Source organism: Streptomyces sp. NBC_00271, from assembly GCF_036178845.1.
In the GTDB taxonomy this organism is placed as follows: domain Bacteria; phylum Actinomycetota; class Actinomycetes; order Streptomycetales; family Streptomycetaceae; genus Streptomyces.
Genome location: NZ_CP108070.1, coordinates 5178994 through 5199648, shown reverse-complemented (window position 1 = coordinate 5199648; position 20655 = coordinate 5178994). Strand labels below are relative to the sequence as shown.

17 protein-coding genes and 1 riboswitch are annotated in these 20655 nt (G+C 69.5%); of the genes, 13 read left to right on the top strand and 4 right to left on the bottom strand.

The features are described from left to right. Nucleotides 1-16: 16 nt before the first annotated feature. Nucleotides 17-385, bottom strand: a complete 369-nt coding sequence (locus OG798_RS23845; protein ID WP_183127303.1) for a hypothetical protein — start codon at nucleotides 383-385, stop codon at nucleotides 17-19. Nucleotides 386-489: 104 nt separating this feature from the next. Then, the gene (locus tag OG798_RS23840; RefSeq protein ID WP_095854232.1) at nucleotides 490-1206 is read right to left on the bottom strand and encodes a hypothetical protein; all 717 of its coding nucleotides are present in this window, start codon (nucleotides 1204-1206) and stop codon (nucleotides 490-492) included. A gap of 388 nt (nucleotides 1207-1594) precedes the next feature. Between OG798_RS23840 and OG798_RS23835 the strand changes: the two genes are divergently transcribed. The 4 genes from OG798_RS23835 to OG798_RS23820 all read left to right on the top strand — a co-directional run bounded on the left by OG798_RS23835 (nucleotide 1595) and on the right by OG798_RS23820 (nucleotide 5380). Beyond that, on the top strand, nucleotides 1595-2422 hold the full coding sequence (locus tag OG798_RS23835; protein ID WP_121415926.1) for a glycoside hydrolase domain-containing protein: 828 nt from the start codon (nucleotides 1595-1597) through the stop codon (nucleotides 2420-2422). A 226-nt stretch (nucleotides 2423-2648) separates the two neighbouring features. After that, on the top strand, nucleotides 2649-3290 hold the full coding sequence (locus tag OG798_RS23830; RefSeq protein WP_097225646.1) for a hypothetical protein: 642 nt from the start codon (nucleotides 2649-2651) through the stop codon (nucleotides 3288-3290). A 281-nt stretch (nucleotides 3291-3571) separates the two neighbouring features. After that, complete coding sequence (locus tag OG798_RS23825) at nucleotides 3572-4231, top strand: SurA N-terminal domain-containing protein (protein ID WP_095854235.1); 660 nt, start codon at nucleotides 3572-3574, stop codon at nucleotides 4229-4231. Between the two features lie 162 nt (nucleotides 4232-4393). Beyond that, on the top strand, nucleotides 4394-5380 hold the full coding sequence (locus OG798_RS23820; RefSeq protein WP_121418454.1) for a nucleoside triphosphate pyrophosphohydrolase: 987 nt from the start codon (nucleotides 4394-4396) through the stop codon (nucleotides 5378-5380). A gap of 58 nt (nucleotides 5381-5438) precedes the next feature. On the opposite strand, the gene OG798_RS23815 is transcribed toward OG798_RS23820, so the two are convergent. After that, nucleotides 5439-6650, bottom strand: a complete 1212-nt coding sequence (locus OG798_RS23815) for a globin domain-containing protein (RefSeq protein WP_097225648.1) — start codon at nucleotides 6648-6650, stop codon at nucleotides 5439-5441. 146 nt (nucleotides 6651-6796) lie between these two features. On the opposite strand from OG798_RS23815, the gene OG798_RS23810 reads away from it, so the two are divergent. The 9 genes from OG798_RS23810 (at nucleotide 6797) to OG798_RS23770 (ending at nucleotide 17914) form a co-directional block, all read left to right on the top strand. Further along, complete coding sequence (locus OG798_RS23810) at nucleotides 6797-8080, top strand: cytochrome P450 family protein (RefSeq protein WP_097225649.1); 1284 nt, start codon at nucleotides 6797-6799, stop codon at nucleotides 8078-8080. A gap of 237 nt (nucleotides 8081-8317) precedes the next feature. Beyond that, nucleotides 8318-9259 carry a LysM peptidoglycan-binding domain-containing protein gene (locus OG798_RS23805; protein ID WP_328757644.1) on the top strand — a complete coding sequence of 314 codons (942 nt, stop codon included), beginning with the start codon at nucleotides 8318-8320 and terminating at the stop codon, nucleotides 9257-9259. Between the two features lie 183 nt (nucleotides 9260-9442). Continuing rightward, nucleotides 9443-9606: riboswitch (cyclic di-AMP (ydaO/yuaA leader) on the top strand. Nucleotides 9607-9610: 4 nt separating this feature from the next. Beyond that, complete coding sequence (locus OG798_RS23800; RefSeq protein ID WP_121415929.1) at nucleotides 9611-10321, top strand: LysM peptidoglycan-binding domain-containing protein; 711 nt, start codon at nucleotides 9611-9613, stop codon at nucleotides 10319-10321. Nucleotides 10322-10658: 337 nt separating this feature from the next. Beyond that, nucleotides 10659-11945, top strand: a complete 1287-nt coding sequence (gene eno / locus OG798_RS23795; RefSeq protein ID WP_060897729.1) for a phosphopyruvate hydratase — start codon at nucleotides 10659-10661, stop codon at nucleotides 11943-11945. A 101-nt stretch (nucleotides 11946-12046) separates the two neighbouring features. Next, nucleotides 12047-12523, top strand: a complete 477-nt coding sequence (locus OG798_RS23790) for an FtsB family cell division protein (RefSeq protein WP_095854241.1) — start codon at nucleotides 12047-12049, stop codon at nucleotides 12521-12523. A gap of 83 nt (nucleotides 12524-12606) precedes the next feature. After that, nucleotides 12607-13143: a DUF501 domain-containing protein gene (locus OG798_RS23785; protein WP_054237267.1), complete on the top strand. Its 537-nt coding sequence runs from the start codon at nucleotides 12607-12609 to the stop codon at nucleotides 13141-13143. Nucleotides 13144-13462: 319 nt separating this feature from the next. Further along, on the top strand, nucleotides 13463-14404 hold the full coding sequence (locus OG798_RS23780) for a Ppx/GppA phosphatase family protein (protein ID WP_097225651.1): 942 nt from the start codon (nucleotides 13463-13465) through the stop codon (nucleotides 14402-14404). 489 nt (nucleotides 14405-14893) lie between these two features. Continuing rightward, the gene (locus OG798_RS23775; RefSeq protein ID WP_261687652.1) at nucleotides 14894-16294 is read left to right on the top strand and encodes an NAD(P)/FAD-dependent oxidoreductase; all 1401 of its coding nucleotides are present in this window, start codon (nucleotides 14894-14896) and stop codon (nucleotides 16292-16294) included. A gap of 318 nt (nucleotides 16295-16612) precedes the next feature. Further along, entirely contained in the window at nucleotides 16613-17914 is a 1302-nt protein-coding gene (locus tag OG798_RS23770) for an SAM-dependent methyltransferase (protein WP_095858009.1), read from the top strand. A gap of 72 nt (nucleotides 17915-17986) precedes the next feature. On the opposite strand, the gene OG798_RS23765 is transcribed toward OG798_RS23770, so the two are convergent. Further along, nucleotides 17987-20515 (bottom strand): ABC transporter permease, encoded by a 2529-nt coding sequence (locus OG798_RS23765; RefSeq protein ID WP_097225652.1) that lies wholly within the window; start codon nucleotides 20513-20515, stop codon nucleotides 17987-17989. Nucleotides 20516-20655: the final 140 nt, after the last annotated feature.

The following is a 20655-nucleotide window of genomic DNA, read 5'->3' as shown; positions in this document are numbered from 1 at the left end:
GGGTCTCCGGGTGACCTCAGCGCAGATACGGGTTGCCCGGCGCCGGACCCGGGAAGGGCCCCGGCACCAGACCCGCGTTCGCCGCGGCGTACTTCGGCGTGCGCTTGTCGAACAGCGCGAACAACAGCAGGCAGACCGCCATCGCCAGAGTGAAGATGACGACCGCGCCGAAGATGAGATCGCCCGCGTCCGACTCGATGGTCGTCCACAACAGCGTCACCAGCTCGTACAGCGCGAACGCGGAGAAGGCGCCCCAGTCCGAGCCCCGGCCGCGGCGGATCGCCACATACAGGAACGGCACCCACACCAGCAGCCCCAGCGACACGATCACCAGAACCGACCACGCGAGCCGCTGCGCCCAGCCGGCTTCCAAGCGCTTGCCCATGCCCATCACACCCCCCGAGCACTCACCAGCGCCCTACGAGCCCCCCCGAGATGTTTCCCGGGCTCCGAGAAACATCTCGGGGTGTCATGTTCCCACCCGATGGGTCATGCGTGCTGGTGTTCGCCCTTCAGGGACGTCACGATCCGGGTCGCCAGCTTCTTCGCCGTGGCGGCGCCGTTGTCGTGCCCGTCCGTGGACATGACGCTGACGACGTCGGTGCCGGCGCGCACGGCGATCAGGGTCGTGCCGTTCTCCCAGGCGCTGTCGGTCAGGGTGATGGTGTACGCGGCGTCGCCCAGGCCGGGCGTGGTGGCGCCGGTGACCTTCACCTTGGTGTGCGTGTCGGAGTCGGTGAAGGTCGCGCACGTGGTGGCGATCTTCTCCAGGTTCGTCAGCACGGTCGTTGAGGTCGTTCCGCGGAAGGTGTCGATCTCCTGGGCGATGTCCTCGGACGTGTTCTTGCTGACGTAGTCGTTCTGGGCGAAGGACACCCCCGAGTCGCCGGTGATCGTTATCCAGCTGGTGCCGCCCAGCAGGGAGCAGTCCGGCTTCGGCGCGGGGGAGGAACTCGGGGCGGTGTACGTGGTGCCGGAGTCCCGTGCACCGCTGGGGTCGACCGCGAAACCGGTGGCGAAGAAGGACGCGGGCGCCAGCGCCTTCTTGAGTTGCGCGCCTGTCAGCAGACCGGCGTTGGGGTCCTTGGCCTGCTTCGTCTTGGCGGACGAGGGCTGAGCGGTGGTTCCGGAGGAGCAGGCCGCCAGGGCGAGCGGGAGCACGGCTGCGGCGAGCAGGGCCTTGGCCGTGCGAGAGGGGTGACGCATCGGGATGTCTGAGTCCTTCTTTGAGAAGTGGTGCTGTTGAACCGAGCGGACTCTATGGGTGCACAGGCCATGCACAGCCACCGGGGTACCAAAGATCGGTAAAAGAGGGGCTCGATCGGGCCGGGGTTCCATGGACTCTCCATGTTTTGCCGTGGCTTGAGGGATTCTTGTGGCGATTGAGATACGAGGTTTCCCGATCAAGGGGGTGGCGTCGGTTACGGTGCGATCCGCCCCGCGCGCCGGGGGTCGGTCACCCTCTCTCGTCGGTGAGCCGGGATGGGCGCCGACGGGGCCCAACTGTCTTGAAGTGTCTTGATTCGATCTATATGACCGCATGTTCTGCGCGCTCCGCGCGCCGTGACGTGCGCGTGTCATGAATGGGGTGGGGATGTCCAGCCATCGGATGTCTAAGAAGGGCCGTTACATCGCTTGGGCGACGGCAGGCGCGGCCGTGGTCGCCGGGGCCGGGATCGCGGCGCAGACGTCCATGGCGGCGACCACCTGGCCCGCCCAGCGGACGTTCACGGGCCGGGCCTTCGACACCTGTGCCGCACCCTCGCTGACGGCGATGAAGGCCTGGCACACCGGCTTCTACGGAGCCGCCGCCGTCTACATCGGCGGCAAGAACCGCGGCTGCAGCCAGCCCAACCTCACCGCGTCCTGGGTGAAGTCGGTCAGCACCCTGGGCTGGAAGCTCATCCCGCTGTACGTCGGCGCCCAGCCGTCCTGCCAGACCGGCTCCAACCCGGAGAAGCTCACCGCCACCAACGCCGCCTCGCTCGGCGCCACCGACGCCGCGGACGCGGTGGCCAAGGCGTCCGCGCTGGGCATGAAGGCGGGCAGCCCGATCTACCTGGACATGGAGTCGTACGACATCACGAACGCGGCGTGCAACAAGGCCACGCTGACCTACGTACGCGCCTTCGACAAGGCGCTGCACGCCAAGACGTACCGGACCGGGTTCTACGGCTTCACCAGCTCCAGCGCCAAGGCCATCGCGACCGCGACCGACAAGACGGACCTGCCGGGCAACCTCTGGTACGCGCTGTGGGACAAGGCCAACACGACGACCTCGGACTGGCCGTGGGGTTCCACCCAGTTCACCGGCCACAGCCGCGCCCACCAGTACATGGTCAACAGCAAGGAGACCATCGGCGGTTACACGATCACCGTGGACCGCGACGCCTGGGACGCGCCGGTCGCCATCACCGGCTGACCCGAGACCACCCACGGCCTCGAGTTCGCGGACGACGTGCTCCTGATCCTGGTGTCGATGGTCGGCGCGGCGGTGCACGCCTGGACGGTCTGGCCCCGGCGCGTCGGGTACCAGCGGCGCACCGGCCGGACCGGCGGGACCGGCCGCACGGGTCGCATCGGCCGCACGGGCCGCACGAAAGCAACGGAAGCGCGGAAGACCGAAGAAGCGGAAGTACGGGAACCACGTGGTCAAGCGGGTCAGGCAGGTGCCGCAGGCGCAGCGCGCGAAGGCGGCGCGCGACGCCACGCAGGAGTCGAGGCTCGGCGCCGGTGTGCGGGCGGTACTCCAGTGGCCGCGTGTGCTGGGCGGCAGAGGTGTCGCGATGGTGGCGGGTGCCGTGATCGTCGCGGTCGCGGTCGCCGTCACCGGCTACTTCCTCTCCCGCACCGACACGAAGCGACAGGCGCCCGACACCCGGGCCCGCCACTACAAGGACGTCGACGCCTGCCTGCTGACCGGCAAGGACGGGATCACGGCCGGGACCACGGCGGCCGAGGTCTGGCAGGGCATGCAGGACGCGTCCCTCAAGACGCACGCGCGTGTGAGCTACGTCCCGGTGACCGGTGAACAGTCCGCGGCCAACGCGCGGCCCTACCTCAACGGCCTGCTCCAGCGGTCCTGCGACGTGGTCGTCGCGACCGGAAAACCCGAGGTCACGGCGGCCACGCAGACCGCCCCGCAGTACCAGAAGGTCGACTTCGTGCTGGTGGGGGACGCCGGAGCCGATTCCACGGGCGCCAAGAACATCACCGTGACGCGCGTCGGCGACGGACTGCGCGCCGAGGTCGCCGGGGTCGTCGAGCGCGAGGTCAAGACGCGCGGTTAGCCGGGGCCGGTACGACAGGACGCGATCCGCCGTACGCCCCGACGGGCCGGTCGTGCGACCGGACTTGATCGGTCGCACGAGTTGATCTGATCGGTCGTACGAGCGCATGTGAACGGTCGTACGAGCGGACGGTGGCCGTCCCGCTCGTCACGTCGGCCGCGCCGGTATCTGAAGTCTCCGCGAATCGTTGGTCGAATGGCTGGCCGAGAGCCGGGCCACTGCCTACCATCGATCACCGCAAGACTTTGTGCACCGTCGCACAATCTCCTCGGGAGGTTTCCTTGCACCGCCGCCGTCGCACCGTGTTCGTCCTCTCCGCCGCGATCGTCGCAGCGGCCCCCCTTCTCACGGCGTGCGGTGGCGAGGCGCACGCAGGCGCCGCGGCCGTCGTCGGTGGCCGTCGGATCACGGTCGCGCAGTTGGAGAGCCGGGTGAACGAGGTGCGCTCGGCACAGCGGGCCGCCGTCAAGGACGAGGCCCAGTACGAGCAGGTCGTCGCCAAGACCGGCAGCCTCGGCCGCGACACCCTGCGCACCATGGTCCTCGACCAGGTTCTCGACCGGGCCGCCAAGGACGCGGGCGTGAGCGTCACCCGCGCGGACACCCAGCGGATGCGGGCGACGCTGGAGGGCCAGGCGGGCGGTGCGAAGGCGCTGGAGACGGCCTGGCTGCAGCAGTACGGGGTGGCTCCCCAGCGTCTCGACGACAACCTCCGTACCGAGATCGAGGCCCAGAAGCTCGCCGCCGCGCTCGGTGCCGACATGAACACCACCGACGGCAAGGCCATGTTCTGGAAGGCCATGTCCGACGCGTCCAAGAAGCTGAACGTCGATCTGAACCCGCGCTACGGCGCCTGGGACGTCCAGAAGAGCAGCCGCGTCGATGTGAAGACGCCCTGGCTGCGGGAAGTCACGTCGACGGGGACGCAGCAGACGGCGTAGTAGGTCGGTAGGTCAGTAGTCAGTAGGTCGGTGAGAGCCCAGTAGGTCATGGGGCAACGCCGGGTACTGGCCTGGGGACGGGGCTGTGGATAAACGGGTCGGTCGCCTCCCGGCCTGTGGATAACTCCTGGGGGCGTCGGTGGCGTGGGTTACGTTCGTGGGGTGAACGCAACCAGCTCCGACGCCACCGCCCCGGTTCCCGACCCCGGCCGTATCGTCCTGCTCACCACCAGCCACCGCGTCGCCCCCGGGCTGCTGTCCTGGCCCGCCTGGCAGGTGCTGCGCGCCGCCGACCAGGTGCTGTGCGCGGACGGCGCACATCCGCAGCTGCCCTATCTGCGTGAGGCGGGCATCACCGTCGACGAGGCTTCCCCCGATGCCCAGGACCTGGTGGACGCCTGCGCCGGTGGCCGCACGGTGGTCGTCGTCGCCACCGGGGAGGGCGAGCCGCGCCTCACCGACGGCCTGGCCCGCCTCGCCGGCTCCGGCCGCATACAGATGCCCGACCTGGAGCTGCTCCCGGCCTCGTACGACCTGCCGGGCGCCCGCCTTCTCGACCTCGTCCAGGTCATGGACCGCATCCGCGTCGAGTGCCCGTGGTCGTCCCAGCAGACCCACAAGGGCCTCGCGAAATACGGGATCGAGGAGGCGTACGAGCTCGTCGAGGCGATCGAGGAGGGCGACCGGGACGAGCTCAGGGAAGAGCTCGGCGACGTGCTGCTCCAGGTCGTCTTCCACGCCAGGATCGCGGAGGAGGACGCCGAGGCTCCCTTCTCCATCGACGACGTGGCCGGCGGCATCGTCGCCAAGCTGATCCACCGCCACCCGCACGTGTTCGGCGACGAGACGGCCACGACCCCCGAGGAGGTCAAGGAGCACTGGCTGCGCACCAAGGCCGAGGAGAAGCGGCGGACGTCCGTGACGGAGGGGATACCGCTGGGCCAGCCGGGCCTGGCCCTCGCGGCGAAGCTGGCATCGCGCGTGCGCACGGCGGGACTTGAGGTCGAACTCCCCCGAGGCGAAGGCGTCGGCTACGAACTGCTGGCCGTGGCCGCCCACGCGGAGGCCGAGGGAGTGGACCCGGAGGCGGCCCTGCGCGCGGCGGCGCGGGCCTACCGGGACGCGATCCGGGCGACGGAGACGGGCTGAGGAAGCGGAAACGGGGTGGGAGAGGGGGAGGGGAGGGGGAGGGGGAGGGACCCCAGGGCTACGTGTGGGGGGCGCGGCTTGTCGGGTTGTGCCAGTTGGGGTGGGGGCGGTCCAGGAGCCACTCCGCGGGGCCCAGCGGGCGGGGGCGGCTGGGGTCGGCGGGTGGGAGGAGGTCGTGGAAGATCTGTTCCGGCGGGGTGCCGAGGGCGGGAAGGGCCTCGGCGATCTCTTCGACGAGCTGGGGCGGCCCGGCGAGATAGACGTCGTGGCGGGCCCAGCCTGCGCGGTTGCCCAGCGCGGTCAGCAGGCGCTCGGTGGCCTGGGCCTTGGGGCGGCCGGGTGCGGGGGTGATGAAGGTGACGCCGAGGCGGGGTAACCGGGACTGGAGTCGTTCCACGGCCGACCGGTCGTAGAGGTACGAGGTGTCGCGGGCCACGAGGAACAGCCGGGCCTCGTGCGTGGCGTCCAGTTGCTGGAGCAGCGCCTTGACGGGGGCCCATCCGGTGCCGGCCGCGATGAGGGTCAGCGGCCGTTCCACCGGCGCCCGCAGGGTCAGGGCGCCGCCGGGTGCGCCGAGCCGCAGGACATCGCCCTCCCGGGTCTGGCGGACCAGGGCGGTGGACAGCACCCCGTCCTCCACGCGGCTGACGTGCAGGTCGACGGTGTGGTCGGCGCGGGGCGCGTTGCCGAGCGAGTACGGGCGCCAGATGCCCGGCAGATGGGGGACGCTGACGCTGACGTACTGGCCGGGGGAGTAGCGCAGCCGCTGGTGCGGGCGGAGGGTCAGTACGACGAGGTCGTCGCCGTGCCGGGTCCGGGACACGACCTCGGCGTCCCACCAGGGCGGTTCACCCTCGTGCTGTGCCTCCCACGCGCCTTGGAGCATGACGTTCGTGATCGCCCCGTACGCCTCGGCCCAGGCCTTCTCCGCCTCCGCGCTCCAGGCCGACCCCGCGACGGCGGCGAACGCGGCGATCAGGCTCGCCCCCACGGCGGCGTAGTGCTCCGGCTCGGCCAGGTACTTCCGGTGGTCCCGTCCCAGCTCCCGCAGGTACCCCGGCAGCGTCGGATCCTCCAGCCGCTCCATCACATATGTGAGTGCCGCGAACAACCGGTCCCGCTGTCGCTCCATGTCCTCCGGGAAGTCCAGGGGGAAGAGCCCGCGGACATCCGGGTTGTGCCGGAAGAGATGCGAGTAGAAGTACTTGACCGCGAACTCGGCCCGTCTCTCGACGACCGCGAAGCTGGATCTGAGTATTTCGGGGTCCACGGCGCGAATTTAGGGAGGAGGCGAGCCGTGGAGTCAAACAGCAGTCGATTTCGGGATAGCCCGGGATGAATGGGGCGCGTTCTGCATCGCCCCCACACGCATACCGCCCCCACCCCGCTCCCCCTCCCTCCGGATACCGTCAGGGAGTGACCGATCAGCCGCCGCCGTTCAGCCCCGCCCCGGAACTCTTCACCTGGGAGTTCGCCAGCGACCCCTACCCCGCGTACGCCTGGCTGCGGGAGCACGCCCCCGTGCACAGGACGCGGCTGCCGAGTGGGGTGGAGGCCTGGCTGGTGACGCGGTACGCGGACGCCAAGCAGGCGCTCGCCGACACGCGGCTCAGCAAGAATCCGGCGCACCACGACGAACCCGCCCATGCGAAAGGGAAGACGGGTATTCCGGGGGAGCGCAAGGCCGAGTTGATGACGCATCTGCTGAACATCGACCCGCCGGACCACACCCGGCTGCGGCGGCTGGTCTCGAAGGCGTTCACGCCGCGACGGGTGGCCGAGTTCGCGCCGCGCGTGCAGGAGCTCACCGATCAACTGATCGACCAGTTCGCGGCGAAGGGTTCCGCGGACCTGATCCACGAGTTCGCGTTCCCGCTCCCCATTTACGCCATCTGCGACCTGCTGGGCGTGCCCCGCGAGGACCAGGACGACTTCCGGGACTGGGCGGGGATGATGATCCGGCACGGTGGCGGACCGCGGGGCGGGGTCGCGCGGTCGGTCAAGAAGATGCGCGGGTATCTGCTCGAGCTCATTCACAAGAAGCGGGAAGGCCTTCCCGACACGCCCGCGCCCGGTGAGGACCTCATCTCCGGTCTCATCCGCGCGTCCGACCACGGCGAGCACCTCACGGAGAACGAGGCCGCCGCCATGGCCTTCATCCTGCTCTTCGCCGGGTTCGAGACGACCGTCAATCTCATCGGCAACGGCACGTACGCCCTCCTCACCCACCCCGAGCAGCGCGCGCGCCTGCAGAAGTCCCTCGCCGCCCGTGAACGCGAACTCCTCGAGACCGGCGTCGAGGAACTCCTCCGATACGACGGGCCCGTGGAACTGGCCACGTGGCGGTTCGCGACCGAGGCCGTGTGCATCGGCGGTCAAGGCATCGCGCCCGGCGACCCCGTCCTCGTGGTCCTCGCGGCTGCGGACCGTGACCCCGCGCGGTTCGAACGGCCGGACACGCTCGACCTCTCCCGCCGTGACAACCAACACCTCGGCTACGGCCACGGCATCCACTACTGCCTCGGCGCCCCGCTCGCCCGCCTGGAGGGTCAGACCGCGCTCGCCACCCTCCTCACCCGTCTCCCCGACCTCCAACTCGCGGGGGATTCGGCCGATTTGCGCTGGCGCGGCGGGCTCATTATGCGCGGATTGCGCACGCTTCCAGTGGAGTTCACGCCTCCGGTACCGGTCTCGCGATAGCGGGCGACCATACACCTACGGGCGCTCAAACCTGACGCGTACTCAACTCTGTGATCTTCACGTGATCTACGCTGCATCGACTTGTGACAAGCGTTCGGGTGCGGATACGTTCACTCGTCAACGCGACTCACACGTCGCGTAGTCACCTGCTGTCACGTGAAAGGCTTCCGCATGCTCTCCGGGAACGGCCGCCATCGTCGCCCCCGTCAGGCCCCAGCCCTCATCGTCGCGGCAGGAGTGACCGGATCCGCCATCGCGATCCCGTTGCTCGGTGCCACCAGCGCGAGCGCGGCCGACGGCACCACGTGGGACCGGGTCGCCGAGTGCGAGAGCGCCGGCCAGTGGAGTGCCGACAGCGGCAACGGGTATTACGGCGGGCTCCAGATCAGCCAGGCGGACTGGGAGAAGTACGGCGGTCTCGCCTACGCGTCGAGCGCCGACGAGGCCAGCCGCTCGCAGCAGATAGCCATCGCCGAGAAGCTCCTCGACGACCGGGGCCTCAGCGCCTGGCCGACCTGCGGACCGCTCTCCGGGCTGAGCAAGCACTCGGGCGACATCCTGGTCGACACGGGCGTGGCGAACGACTCGTCCAGTACATCGGACTCATCTGGTTCATCCGATTCGTCCACTTCGTCCGCGACTTCGACTCCGTCCGGCTCTTCCGGCTCTTCCGGCTCTTCCGGCTCGTCCGGCTCGAAGTCCGATTCGTCTTCGTCCGGTTCGTCCTCGAAGGCGACCGAGAACACGACGAAGGCCGACGCCGGCGGTGACACCCAGGGGGCGGACGGCTCCGACACGGAAACGACGAAGAGCGACGACTCGGGCAACTCCGGCCAGGGCGGCGACTCTTCCGGTACGTCCGAGAACGCGACGACCGGTGCGGGGCGCCACCGTGGCGGCACCGCGGACGAGAACACCACCGACAGCGCCGTGGACGGCCGTAGCGACGACTCCTCCGGGCGGCACGCCTCGCGAGGCGCCGGCGCCTCCCGCGAGGCCGTCGACGGCTCCTACGTCGTGCGCGCCGGAGACAATCTCTGGACCATCGCGGACGCCCTTGACCTCGAAGGCGGATGGGCCGAGCTGTACGACGCGAACAAGAAGACGGTCGGCGTCGACCCGAACCTCATCCTTCCCGGTCAGAGCCTTGCAGTTGGTGCTGAATCGGGCGAAAAGTAGGGGCAGTTCGCGTCATGGTTCGCTGTGTAATGTCCGGTTTGGCGCGAGTGAGAGATGGATCTCAAAGGCCCTGATCGTCTTTGGAATTCAGCCGATCGCCTGCTTACGGTCGTCACCGCTCGCCACAGCGGGCCCCGATGGTCGTCAACGCCGAATCCTGCCAACGGCCGTACGGGAACAGTCGACGCGTCAGCGCCGTAGGCAGGAGCGGGGGACCCAAGGTATGCGCCGCGCCCGGTAGTTGACCGGGAGCGGCTTGGGGTGAAGCCGAGCGCTCAGAGCGCACGGCCGGGCACTCACCCGCCCGAACCCGACAGCTCACCTCGCAGGCGTCGGTGAGGGGATCTCTCCATGCTGTTTTCCAGCAAGGGCAAGCACCGCCGTCCGTCCAAGGCCACGCGTGTCGCCACGCTCGCCGGCGTCACCGGTGTCGCCATCGCCGCTCCGCTGATGGCGGCCGGCAACGCCTCCGCCGCCACCGCCTCCCAGTGGGACGCCGTCGCCCAGTGCGAGTCCGGCGGGAACTGGTCCATCAACACCGGCAACGGCTACTACGGCGGTCTGCAGTTCTCGGCCTCCACCTGGGCCGCGTACGGCGGCACCGCGTACGCCGCGACCGCCAACCAGGCCTCCAAGTCCCAGCAGATCACCGTCGGCGAGAAGGTCCTCGCCGCGCAGGGCAAGGGCGCCTGGCCGACCTGTGGCACGGGCCTGTCGAGCGCCGCGTACACCGGCGGTGCGAGCGCCCCGTCGACCTCGTCCTCCTCGAACAGCTCCTCGTCGAACAGCTCGCCGAGCACCAGCACCACCACCCGCTCGACGGACACCGCGGCCTCCCGTTCGGCGTCGCGCCCGGCCGCCGAGAAGACCGTCTCCACCCCGACCGGCAAGAAGGTCAAGAAGGGCGACGGCGAGTACAAGGTCGTCAAGGGTGACAGCCTCAGCTCGATCGCCGAGAAGAAGCAGGTCAAGGGCGGCTGGCAGCAGCTGTTCAAGCTGAACAAGGACATCGTCGAGGACGCCGACTTCATCTACCCGGGTCAGCGCCTGCACCTCAGCTGATGATCGGCAGCTTCACCTCGGCTGAATGACAGGTCCCGCATAAAAGGGGTCTCCACACTGGAGACCCCGGTGAGGGTCACCCCCGTCCCCACGGGCTCCCCGCTCCGGTGCGTGTTCCCCCGTACGCGCCGGAGCGGGGTCTTTCGTCTCCAGCACTTCGCGCCGAGCATTTCGTACCCGGATTTCCGTACCCGTTTTTGTTCCGTTCTGGAACAATGTGTACGTTCAGTTCTGCCCAAGGGGTGGGCGACCGGCTGGCCGATCCCCCCGGGGCGGTTAGGCTCATGTCGCGAAGCCATCACAGGCTCCGCGTACCCGCGTCACATCCCAGAAGGAGATGCTCGTGCCGTCCATCGACGTCGTCGTAGCCCGGGAAATCCTGGACTCCCGAGGCAACCCCACGGTCGAGGTCGAGGTCGGCCTCGACGACGGCAGCACGGGTCGTGCCGCCGTTCCGTCCGGCGCGTCCACCGGCGCCTTCGAGGCCATCGAGCTCCGTGACGGTGACCCCAACCGTTACGGCGGCAAGGGTGTCGAGAAGGCCGTCCTCGCCGTCATCGAGCAGATCGGCCCGGAGCTCGTCGGTTACGACGCCACCGAGCAGCGCCTGATCGACCAGGCGATGTTCGACCTGGACGCCACCGACAACAAGGGCTCGCTCGGCGCCAACGCCATCCTCGGCGTCTCGCTCGCCGTCGCGCACGCCGCCTCCGAGGCGTCCGACCTCCCCCTCTTCCGCTACCTGGGCGGCCCGAACGCGCACCTGCTGCCCGTTCCGATGATGAACATCCTGAACGGCGGCTCGCACGCCGACTCCAACGTGGACATCCAGGAGTTCATGATCGCCCCGATCGGCGCGGAGTCCTTCTCCGAGGCCCTGCGCTGGGGTGCCGAGGTCTACCACACCCTCAAGAAGGTGCTGAAGACCAAGGGCCTGTCCACCGGCCTCGGCGACGAGGGCGGCTTCGCCCCGAACCTGGAGTCGAACCGCGCCGCGCTCGACCTCATCCTCGAGGCCATCAAGCAGGCCGGTTACATCCCCGGCGAGCAGATCGCGCTCGCGCTCGACGTCGCCGCGTCCGAGTTCTACAAGGACGGCAAGTACGAGTTCGAGGGCAAGTCCCGCTCGGCCGCCGAGATGACCGAGTACTACGAGGAGCTCGTCTCCGCGTACCCGCTGGTCTCCATCGAGGACCCGCTGTACGAGGACGACTGGGCCGGCTGGAACGTCATCACCGAGAAGCTGGGCGACAAGGTCCAGATCGTCGGCGACGACCTCTTCGTCACCAACCCGGAGCGCCTGGCCCGTGGCATCGAGGAGGGCTCCGCGAACGCCCTGCTCGTCAAGGTCAACCAGATCGGCTCGCTGACCGAGACCCTGGACGCCGTCGAGATGGCCCAGCGCAACGGCTTCAAGTGCATGATGTCCCACCGCTCCGGTGAGACCGAGGACGTCACCATCGCCGACCTCGCCGTCGCGGTGAACTGCGGCCAGATCAAGACCGGCGCCCCGGCCCGCTCGGACCGCGTCGCCAAGTACAACCAGCTGCTGCGCATCGAGGAGATCCTCGACGACGCCGCGGTGTACGCCGGCCGCAGCGCGTTCCCCCGCTTCAAGGGCTGACACCCGCGGAGGGTCAAGCCTTAGCCAGTCGTACGTACGTCCCCGTACCCGGTCCCGTACCGTGTCCGGGGACGTACGCGCGTGTGAACGGGAGGCGGGACATGGCCGTGAAGGACCGGGACCGGTTCTCCACCGCGACCAGGCTGAAGCTGCTCGGCGAGCAGACGGCGGCCCGGGTCTACCGCTCGCAGACCAAGCGCCAGGCCCGCCGCTCACGCCTGACCGGCCGCGCCGCGCTGCTGGCTCTCGTACTCTGTTCTCTGATCGTGGCCCTCGCGTACCCGATAAGGCAGTACGTGTCCCAGCGCGCCGAGATCGCCGATCTGGAGCGACAGCAGGAGCAGGCCCGCGCCCGGGTCGAACAGCTGCGTGACCTCAAGGCGCGTTGGCAGGACGACGCGTACGCGAAGCAGCAGATCCGGGAACGGCTGCACTATGTGATGCCGGGCGAGACCGGATACGTCGTGATCGACCCGGACGCGGCGAAGCAGTCGCGTACGGATCTGGGGGTGGCAGCCCGCCCCTGGTACGCCAACGTCTGGGACGGCGTCGACAAGTCGGACCAGTCCGACCGGTGACCTGATGGCCGGTGACCTGACGACCGGTGACCTGACGACCGGTGAACCGGTGAATTGAAGAAGAAAGAGACTTGAGCACAGGCATGGAAACGCCCCCGCCGCCCACCCCGCGCACCGAGCCGACCGACGCGGACGTCGAGGCCTTCAAGCAACAGCTCGGCCGGCCACCGCGCGGGCTGCGGGCGATCGCGCACCGCTGTCCCTGCGGTCAGCCGGACGTGGTGGAGACGGCGCCCCGGCTGCCGGACGGTACGCCGTTCCCGACGACGTACTACCTCACGTGCCCGCGCGCGGCCTCCGCGATCGGCACGCTGGAGGCCAACGGTGTCATGAAGGAGATGACGGACCGGCTGGCGACCGATCCCGAGCTGGCCGCCGCGTACCGGGCCGCCCACGAGGACTACATCGCGCGGCGCGACGCCATCGAGGTGCTGGCGGGCTTTCCGAGCGCCGGTGGGATGCCGGACCGGGTGAAGTGTCTGCATGTGCTGGTGGCGCACTCGCTGGCCGCGGGGCCCGGGGTGAATCCGCTGGGCGACGAGGCGATCGCGATGCTGCCGGAGTGGTGGCGCAAGGGTGCGTGCGTGGTGGCGGCGGAGCCGCCGTCCGAGGGGGAGTGAAGGGGCTGCGCCCCCTCTTCCCGGTGCGTGTTCTGTCTGCGGGTGGGTGGGGGTTGAGCGCGCAGTTCCCCGCGCCCCCCAGGGCGGGGCTTCGCCCCGATACCCCGTCTGCGCCGAGTGCTTTGTCCGCGGACCGGTGGGGGCTGGGCGCGCAGTTCCCCGCGCCCCCCAGGGCGGGGCTTCGCCCCGGATCCCCATACGCCCGGAGCACTTTGTCTGCGGGCCGGTGGGGGTTGAGCGCGCCGTTCCCCGCGCCCCTGAAGGGCCGGGGCCGGTCGCGCGTCGTCGAAACGAATTCACGAGCAGGAGACAACAACCGATGACCAGGGTCGCCGCCATCGACTGCGGTACGAATTCGATCCGCCTCCTCGTCGCTGACGCGAACCCGGTGACGGGGGAACTCGTCGATCTGGACCGCCGGATGACGATCGTCCGGCTCGGCCAGGGCGTCGACCGCACCGGACGCCTCGCCCCCGAGGCCCTGGAGCGCACCTTCGCGGCCTGCCGCGAGTACGCGGCGATCATCAAGCGGCACGGCGCGGAGCGACTGCGCTTCGTGGCGACCTCCGCCTCCCGCGACGCGGAGAACCGGGACGATTTCGTACGCGGCGTGCTGGACATCCTGGGTGTCGAGCCCGAGGTCATCACCGGCGACGAGGAGGCCGAGTTCTCCTTCACCGGCGCGACCAAGGAACTGACGGGCCGGGACGACCTCGCCAGGCCCTACCTGGTCGTGGACATCGGCGGCGGGTCCACCGAACTGGTCGTCGGTGACGACCACGTGCGCGCCGCCCGCTCCGTGGACATCGGCTGCGTACGGATGACCGAGCGGCACCTCGTGCACGACGGGGTCGTCAGCGACCCGCCGACCCCCGCCGAGATCGAGGCCATCCGCGCCGACATCGAGGCGGCCCTCGACCTCGCCGAGCGGACGGTCCCGTTGCGCGAGGCCCACACGCTCGTCGGCCTCGCGGGTTCGGTCACCACGGTCGCGGCCGTCGCGCTGGAACTCGCCGCCTACGATTCGGCCGCCATCCACCACTCCCGGATCCCGTACGAGAAGGTCCGCGAGATCACCGAGCGGCTGTTGGTCTCCACCCACGCCGAGCGCGCCGCGATCCCTTCCATGCACCCGGGGCGCGTCGACGTCATCGCGGCCGGTGCCCTCGTCCTGCTCGCGATCATGGAGCGGATCGGTGCGACGGAGGTCGTGGTGAGCGAGCACGACATCCTGGACGGGATCGCGTGGTCCATCGCGTGAAGGGCTGACCGGACGGGGCCGAGGGGTGCCGTTTCCGGGTGCGGCTCTTGAGGTGAGGGAGCCTTTACTACCTGCCGGTAGCCTCCCTTGAGCAGGTCGGATAACGTATGAGCGCGCCCAGGGGGCCATTCGGGCCCTCTCGGCGACACGCCGCCGGAAAACTTCGTGAAGTTCTTCACAAGGAATTCGGGCCACTGGGGGGACGATGAGCCCCCTTGAGTGCTCTTAGGGGGCTCACCAGGCTCGGGAGGGTGCTCAACGGAGTGTTCCGGGAGTGTTTCCGGCGGGTGAAGTGGAGGGGTGGTTCGACCGGTTCGGACACCCGGAGCGGCAGCTCACGCGGTGTTGACAACGGTCGCCACTACACGGTGGTTCCCCCTCGCCGCCATGACTTGGGTCACGTGAGCGGCGCAGTGTAGCAGAGGCCCCACCCAAGCTTGTGAAGGGGCGCACGAGCGACCCTCCAGGGGCGGGTGGATACTCGATGGCATGAGCACCACGGAGCGTCCCAGGATCCTCGTAGTAGGCGGTGGGTACGTAGGCCTGTACGCAGCTCGGCGCATTCTCAAGAAGATGCGCTACGGCGAGGCGACCGTCACGGTCGTTGACCCCCGGTCGTACATGACCTACCAGCCCTTCCTCCCCGAAGCCGCCGCCGGCAGCATCTCCCCTCGGCACGTCGTCGTCCCGTTGCGACGCGTCCTGCCCAAGGCGGAGGTCCTCACCGGCCGGGTCACCACCATCGACCAGGACCGCAAGGTCGCCACGATCGCCCCCCTCGTGGGCGAGGCGTACGAGCTGCCTTTCGACTACCTCGTCATCGCGATGGGCGCGGTCTCCCGCACCTTCCCGATCCCCGGCCTCGCCGAACAGGGCATCGGTATGAAGGGCATCGAGGAGTCCATCGGCCTGCGCAACCACGTCCTCGAGCAGCTCGACAAGGCTGACTCGACCACGGACGAGGACATCCGCCGCAAGGCGCTCACCTTCGTCTTCGTGGGTGGTGGCTTCGCGGGTGCGGAGACCATCGGCGAGGTCGAGGACATGGCCCGCGACGCGTCGAAGTACTACACCAACGTGTCCCGCGAGGACATGCGCTTCATCCTCGTCGACGCCGCGGACAAGATCCTTCCCGAGGTCGGCCCCAAGCTCGGCCAGTACGGCAAGGAGCACCTGGAGAGCCGTGGCGTGGAGATCTACCTCTCCACCTCCATGGACTCCTGCGTCGACGGCCACGTCGTGCTGAAGAACGGCCTCGAGGTCGACTCCAACACCATCGTGTGGACGGCCGGCGTCAAGCCGAACCCCGTCCTCTCCCGCTTCGGTCTGCCGCTCGGCCCGCGTGGTCACGTGGACACCCAGACCACCCTCCAGGTGCAGGGCACGGACTACATCTGGGCCGCCGGCGACAACGCCCAGGTGCCGGACGTCGCCGCGCGCAAGGCCGGGGTCGAGAACGCCTGGTGCCCGCCGAACGCGCAGCACGCGCTCCGTCAGGCCAAGGTGCTCGGCGACAACGTGGTCTCCGGTATGCGGGGCTTCCCGCAGAAGGAGTACTCGCACGCCAACAAGGGCGCTGTCGCGGGTCTCGGCCTGCACAAGGGCGTCGCCATGATCGTCATGGGCAAGATGAAGATCAAGGTCAAGGGTCGCCTGGCCTGGTACATGCACCGCGGCTACCACGGGCTGGCGATGCCGACGTGGAACCGTAAGATCCGCGTCTTCGCCGACTGGACGCTCGCGATGTTCCTCAAGCGTGAGGTCGTCTCGCTCGGTGCGATCGAGACGCCTCGTGAGGAGTTCTACGAGGCCGCGAAGCCGGCTCCGGCTCCGGCTGCCGCCGCGGCTCCGGCCGTCGCCAAGACCGAGGAGAAGGCCAAGGCCTCCTGACCTCCGGTCACCTGTTCGTCCCTGAGGGACCTTCCGCCATCCGTGGTGCGGGAGGTCCCTTCGGCGTTGTTCGGCCGCGGGCCGGTGGGGGCCGGGCACGCCCACGCGGCAAAGGCGCACCATGCCTCAGCCCCGCGCCCCGGAAAGCCTCGGGGCGCCCGGCTTTCCGGAGCGTGCGACCCTCTCACCCCCTCGAAAGAACGTGGCGAGTACAAGTATTTTGCTCAGCTGTAACGCGGAAGGGGGACTGCGCGCGAGGCCAGTTGGTGTTTACGTGGTGTTGGAGCGTTCGGGAGTTTTGTCTCGGAGGTGTACGCCATGCAGGACGCCGCGCCGCGGCTGAAGAGCCTTGTCGAACAGTTGGTGGGGGCCTCGCTCCCGATCCGCATCCGCGCCTGGGACGGCTCGGAAGCGGGCCCTCCCGGCGCCCCCGCCGTCGTCGTGCGCAACCGGCGCGCCCTGCGCCGGCTGCTGTGGAAACCGGGTGAGGTGGGGCTCGCTCGGGCCTGGGTCGCCGGGGACCTGGGGGTGGAGGGCGACCTCTACACCGCGCTCGACCTGCTGTCGGGGTTCATCTGGGACCGGGGCGAGGACGCGCGGGGCCTCGCGGAGGCTCTGCGCGATCCGGAGGTACGGGCCGCCGTCCGCGGACTGGTGAAGATGGGCGGCCTCCCGTTGCCGCCCAGCCCGCCCCAGGAAGAGATGCGCAGGCGCCGCCGCCACCTCCACACCAAGCGCAGCGACCAGCGCGCCATCAGCCACCACTACGACGTGGGCAACGACTTCTACGAGATCGTCCTCGGGCCCTCGATGGTCTACTCGTGCGCCTACTGGGAGGACGGCGGCACCCTCGAGGACGCCCAGCGCGACAAGCTGGAACTCATCGCGCAGAAACTCGATCTGAGGCCGGGGCAGCGGCTCCTCGACGTCGGCTGCGGCTGGGGCTCGATGGCGATCCACGCCGCCCGCGAGCACGGCGTGAGCGTCGTCGGGGTCACGCTCTCGCACGAGCAGGCCGCGTACGCCCGTAAACGGGTCGCGGACGAGGGGCTGACCGACCGGGTGGAGATCCGGGTGCAGGACTACCGGGACGTCGCCGACGGGCCGTACGACGCGATCTCCTCCATCGGCATGGCCGAACACGTGGGCGCCGAGCGCTACCTGGAGTACGCCGAGGTGCTGTACCGCCTCCTCAAGCCGGGCGGGCGGTTGCTCAACCACCAGATCGCACGGCCGCCCCGGCGGGACGAATCGGCGTACGACGTCGACGAGTTCATCGACGCCTACGTCTTCCCGGACGGCGAGCTCGCGCCCATCGGCACGACCGTCACCCAGCTGGAACGCGCCGGGTTCGAGGTCCGCGACGTCGAGTCGATCCGCGAGCACTACGCCCTCACGCTCCGCCGCTGGGTCACCAACCTGGAGGCGCAGTGGGCGCGGGCCGTGGCGCTCACCGGTCCGGGCCGCGCCCGTGTCTGGCGTCTGTACATGGCGGCCTCCGCGGTCGCCTTCGAGCGCAACCGCATCGGCGTCAACCAGGTACTGGCGATCAGGACCCCCGAGCCGTCCGGCGCCTCCGGAATGCCCCTGCGGGCCAGAACCTGGAACCCGGCCCACTGACAGTGGCCCGCCGACGACCGGGGCCCCGTTCCGATCCGGAACGGGGCCCCGACGTTCGTAACCGGTTCTCCGCTACTCCGACTTGATCGCCGACAGCATGTTCAGGCGGGACGCCCGGCGGGCCGGCCACAGCGCGGCCAGCACGCCGACCGTCCCCGCGAGGAGCAGGAAGAGGGCCATCCGGTCCCAGGGCAGGACCAGTTCGTACGTCGACATCCTGCTGCCGACGAGCTCGCCGGCCGCCCAGCCGAAGAACACGCCCAGGCCGATGCCGAGCACGCCGCCGAAGAGCGAGATGACCAGGGACTCCAGGCGGACCATCCGCTTGATGCCCTTGCGGTCGAGGCCGATCGCGCGAAGCATCCCGATCTCCTGGGAGCGCTCGAAGACCGACATGGCCAGGGTGTTGATGACACCGAGGACGGCGACGATGACCGCCATGGCGAGCAGGCCGTAGAGCATGTTCAGGATCAGGGTGAACATCTGCGCGATGCCGTTGGAGATGTCCTTCTTGTCCTGGACCTGGACGGCCGGGTTGTTGCCGAGGGCCTTCTCCAGCTTGTTCTTGGTCGCGTCGGACGTGCCGCCGGCCGTCTTCAGCATGACCTGCATGTCGGCGACGTCCGTCAGGTGCGGGGCGAGCGTCGCGTTGTCGACCATGATGCCGTTGATCATCAGGTTGCCGTGGTAGATCCCGGCGACGGTGAGGCGCTGCTTCTTGCCGTCCTCGTAGGAGACCGCGAGGTTCGAACCGGCCTTCCAGCCGTGCGACTTGGCGGTGTCGTCGTCCACGACGACCTGCGTGCCGCCGACCTTGAAGGCGCCCTCGTCGAGCGTGAGGTCGGTGAGCTTGGCGATGGACTCGCCGTTCACGCCCGCCAGCAACTCGGACGTGCCGTCGATGCGCGAGGGGGAGGTGCGCAGGGGGCTGGTGTCGGTGACGCCGTCGAGGTCGGCGAGGGTCTTCGCGACGTTCGGGGAGAGGGGGACGCCGTTCGCCATCGACACGACGTAGTCCGCCTTGATCGCGGAGCTGGCCATCTTGTCGATCGACTTCTGCAGGCTGCCCGCCATCACCGTCATACCGGTGATCAGGGTGAGCCCGATCATCAGGGCGGAGGCGGTGGCGGCCGTACGGCGGGGGTTGCGCACCGAGTTCTGGCGGGCGAGCTTGCCGGAGACCCCGAAGACACGGAGCACCGGTGCCGCGGCCGCGATCAGGGGACGGGAGAGCAGCGGGGTCAGCACGAAGACACCGATGATGAGGAGGACCGCGCCGAGACCCATCGGGGCCTGGCCGTCCGAGCCGCTCATGGTCGTCGCGTACAGGACGACGGCCACGCCGGCCGCGGCGAACAGGGCGCCGATCGTGTTCCGTACGACCAGGGACTTCGTCGTCGCCTGTGCGTGCACGCTGCTCATCGCGGCGACCGGCGGGATCTTCGCGGCGCGACGGCCGGGCAGCCAGGCGGCCAGCATGGTGATGAGGATGCCGACGAGCAGGGCCGTGGCGATCGTGCCGGGCGAGATCACCAGCGGGCCGTCCGGGACGGTGGCGCCGAGCGAGCCCATCAGCGAGCGCATGCCCGCGCCGATGCCGATGCCCGCGAGCAGACCCGCCACCGCGGCGACCGCGCCGACGACGAAGGCCTCGACGAGCACGGAGCGGGTGACCTGGCGGCGGGAGGCGCCGACGGCGCGCAGCAGGGCCAGTTCCTTGGTGCGCTGGGCGACCAGCATGGTGAAGGTGTTGGCGATGATGAACGTACCGACGAACAGCGCGATGCCCGCGAAGACCAGCAGGCCCGTCTTCATACCGCTCATCGCGGAGGCGATCGCGCTCGCCTGGTCGTCGGCGAGCTGCTTGCCGGTGGTGGTGGAGGCGACGCCCTTCGGGATGACCTGGTCGAGGGCGGTGCGCAGGGCGGTCTGGCTGGTGCCGGACGCGGCCTTGACGTCGATCTCGTCGTACTCGCCGACGCGGTGGAAGAGCTGCTGCGCGGTCGCCGTGTCGAAGAGGGCGAGGCTGCCGCCGGCCGCGACGTTGCCGTCGTCGGTGGTGAAGACGCCGGCGACGGTGGGCTTGAGGACGGGGCCGTCGACGGACAGCCGTACGGTGTCGCCGACCTTGTAGCCCGCGCGCCTCGCGGTCTCCGAGTCGATCGCGACCTCGTTCTCGCCCTTGGGCGCGTGGCCGCTGGTCAGCGGGTAGCGGGCATCCTTGGTGCCCCAGTAGTTGCCGCCCTGCGACTGGAAGCCGCTGCCGACGAGTTTGCCGTTCTTGTCGGCTATCGCGGTGAAGCCGGTCACGACGCCCATGGTGGTGCCGGCGCCGGGGGCCTTGGAGGCCTTCTCGAGCAGTGCCTGCGTGAGCTTCTGCTCCTTGCCGACCTTGTCGCCCTTGTCGTCCTGGGTCTTGGGCTGGATGGCGACGTCGACCTGGTCGAAGCCCTTGGCGGAGCTCTTCTGGTAGGCGTCGGAGATGGTGTTGGTGAAGACCAGGGTGCCCGATACGAACGCCACGCCGAGCATTACGGCGAGCACGGTCATCAGGAGCCTGGCCTTGTGCGCGAGCACGTTGCGCAAGGCGGTTCGGAACATGGGGTTTCTCAGTCCAGGAGGGTGAGGCGGTCGGCAGGCGGAGGGTGTGGCGGTGTCTGCGGTGAGTCCGTCGGCTGCGGGCGGGTGGGGGCTGGGCGCGCAGTTCCCCGCGCCCCTTGGGAGCGCCGGCGCGCGGCCTT

Coding starts and splice junctions, on each gene's coding strand:
- OG798_RS23765 (WP_097225652.1), bottom strand. CDS start 20,515: ATGTTCCGAACCGCCTTGCGCAACGTGCTCGCGCACAAGGCCAGGCTC.
- OG798_RS23780 (WP_097225651.1), top strand. CDS start 13,463: ATGACCAGGGTCGCCGCCATCGACTGCGGTACGAATTCGATCCGCCTC.
- OG798_RS23835 (WP_121415926.1), top strand. CDS start 1,595: ATGTCCAGCCATCGGATGTCTAAGAAGGGCCGTTACATCGCTTGGGCG.
- OG798_RS23840 (WP_095854232.1), bottom strand. CDS start 1,206: ATGCGTCACCCCTCTCGCACGGCCAAGGCCCTGCTCGCCGCAGCCGTG.
- OG798_RS23845 (WP_183127303.1), bottom strand. CDS start 385: ATGGGCAAGCGCTTGGAAGCCGGCTGGGCGCAGCGGCTCGCGTGGTCG.
- OG798_RS23790 (WP_095854241.1), top strand. CDS start 12,047: ATGGCCGTGAAGGACCGGGACCGGTTCTCCACCGCGACCAGGCTGAAG.
- OG798_RS23770 (WP_095858009.1), top strand. CDS start 16,613: ATGCAGGACGCCGCGCCGCGGCTGAAGAGCCTTGTCGAACAGTTGGTG.
- eno (WP_060897729.1), top strand. CDS start 10,659: ATGCTCGTGCCGTCCATCGACGTCGTCGTAGCCCGGGAAATCCTGGAC.
- OG798_RS23775 (WP_261687652.1), top strand. CDS start 14,894: ATGAGCACCACGGAGCGTCCCAGGATCCTCGTAGTAGGCGGTGGGTAC.
- OG798_RS23785 (WP_054237267.1), top strand. CDS start 12,607: ATGGAAACGCCCCCGCCGCCCACCCCGCGCACCGAGCCGACCGACGCG.
- OG798_RS23800 (WP_121415929.1), top strand. CDS start 9,611: ATGCTGTTTTCCAGCAAGGGCAAGCACCGCCGTCCGTCCAAGGCCACG.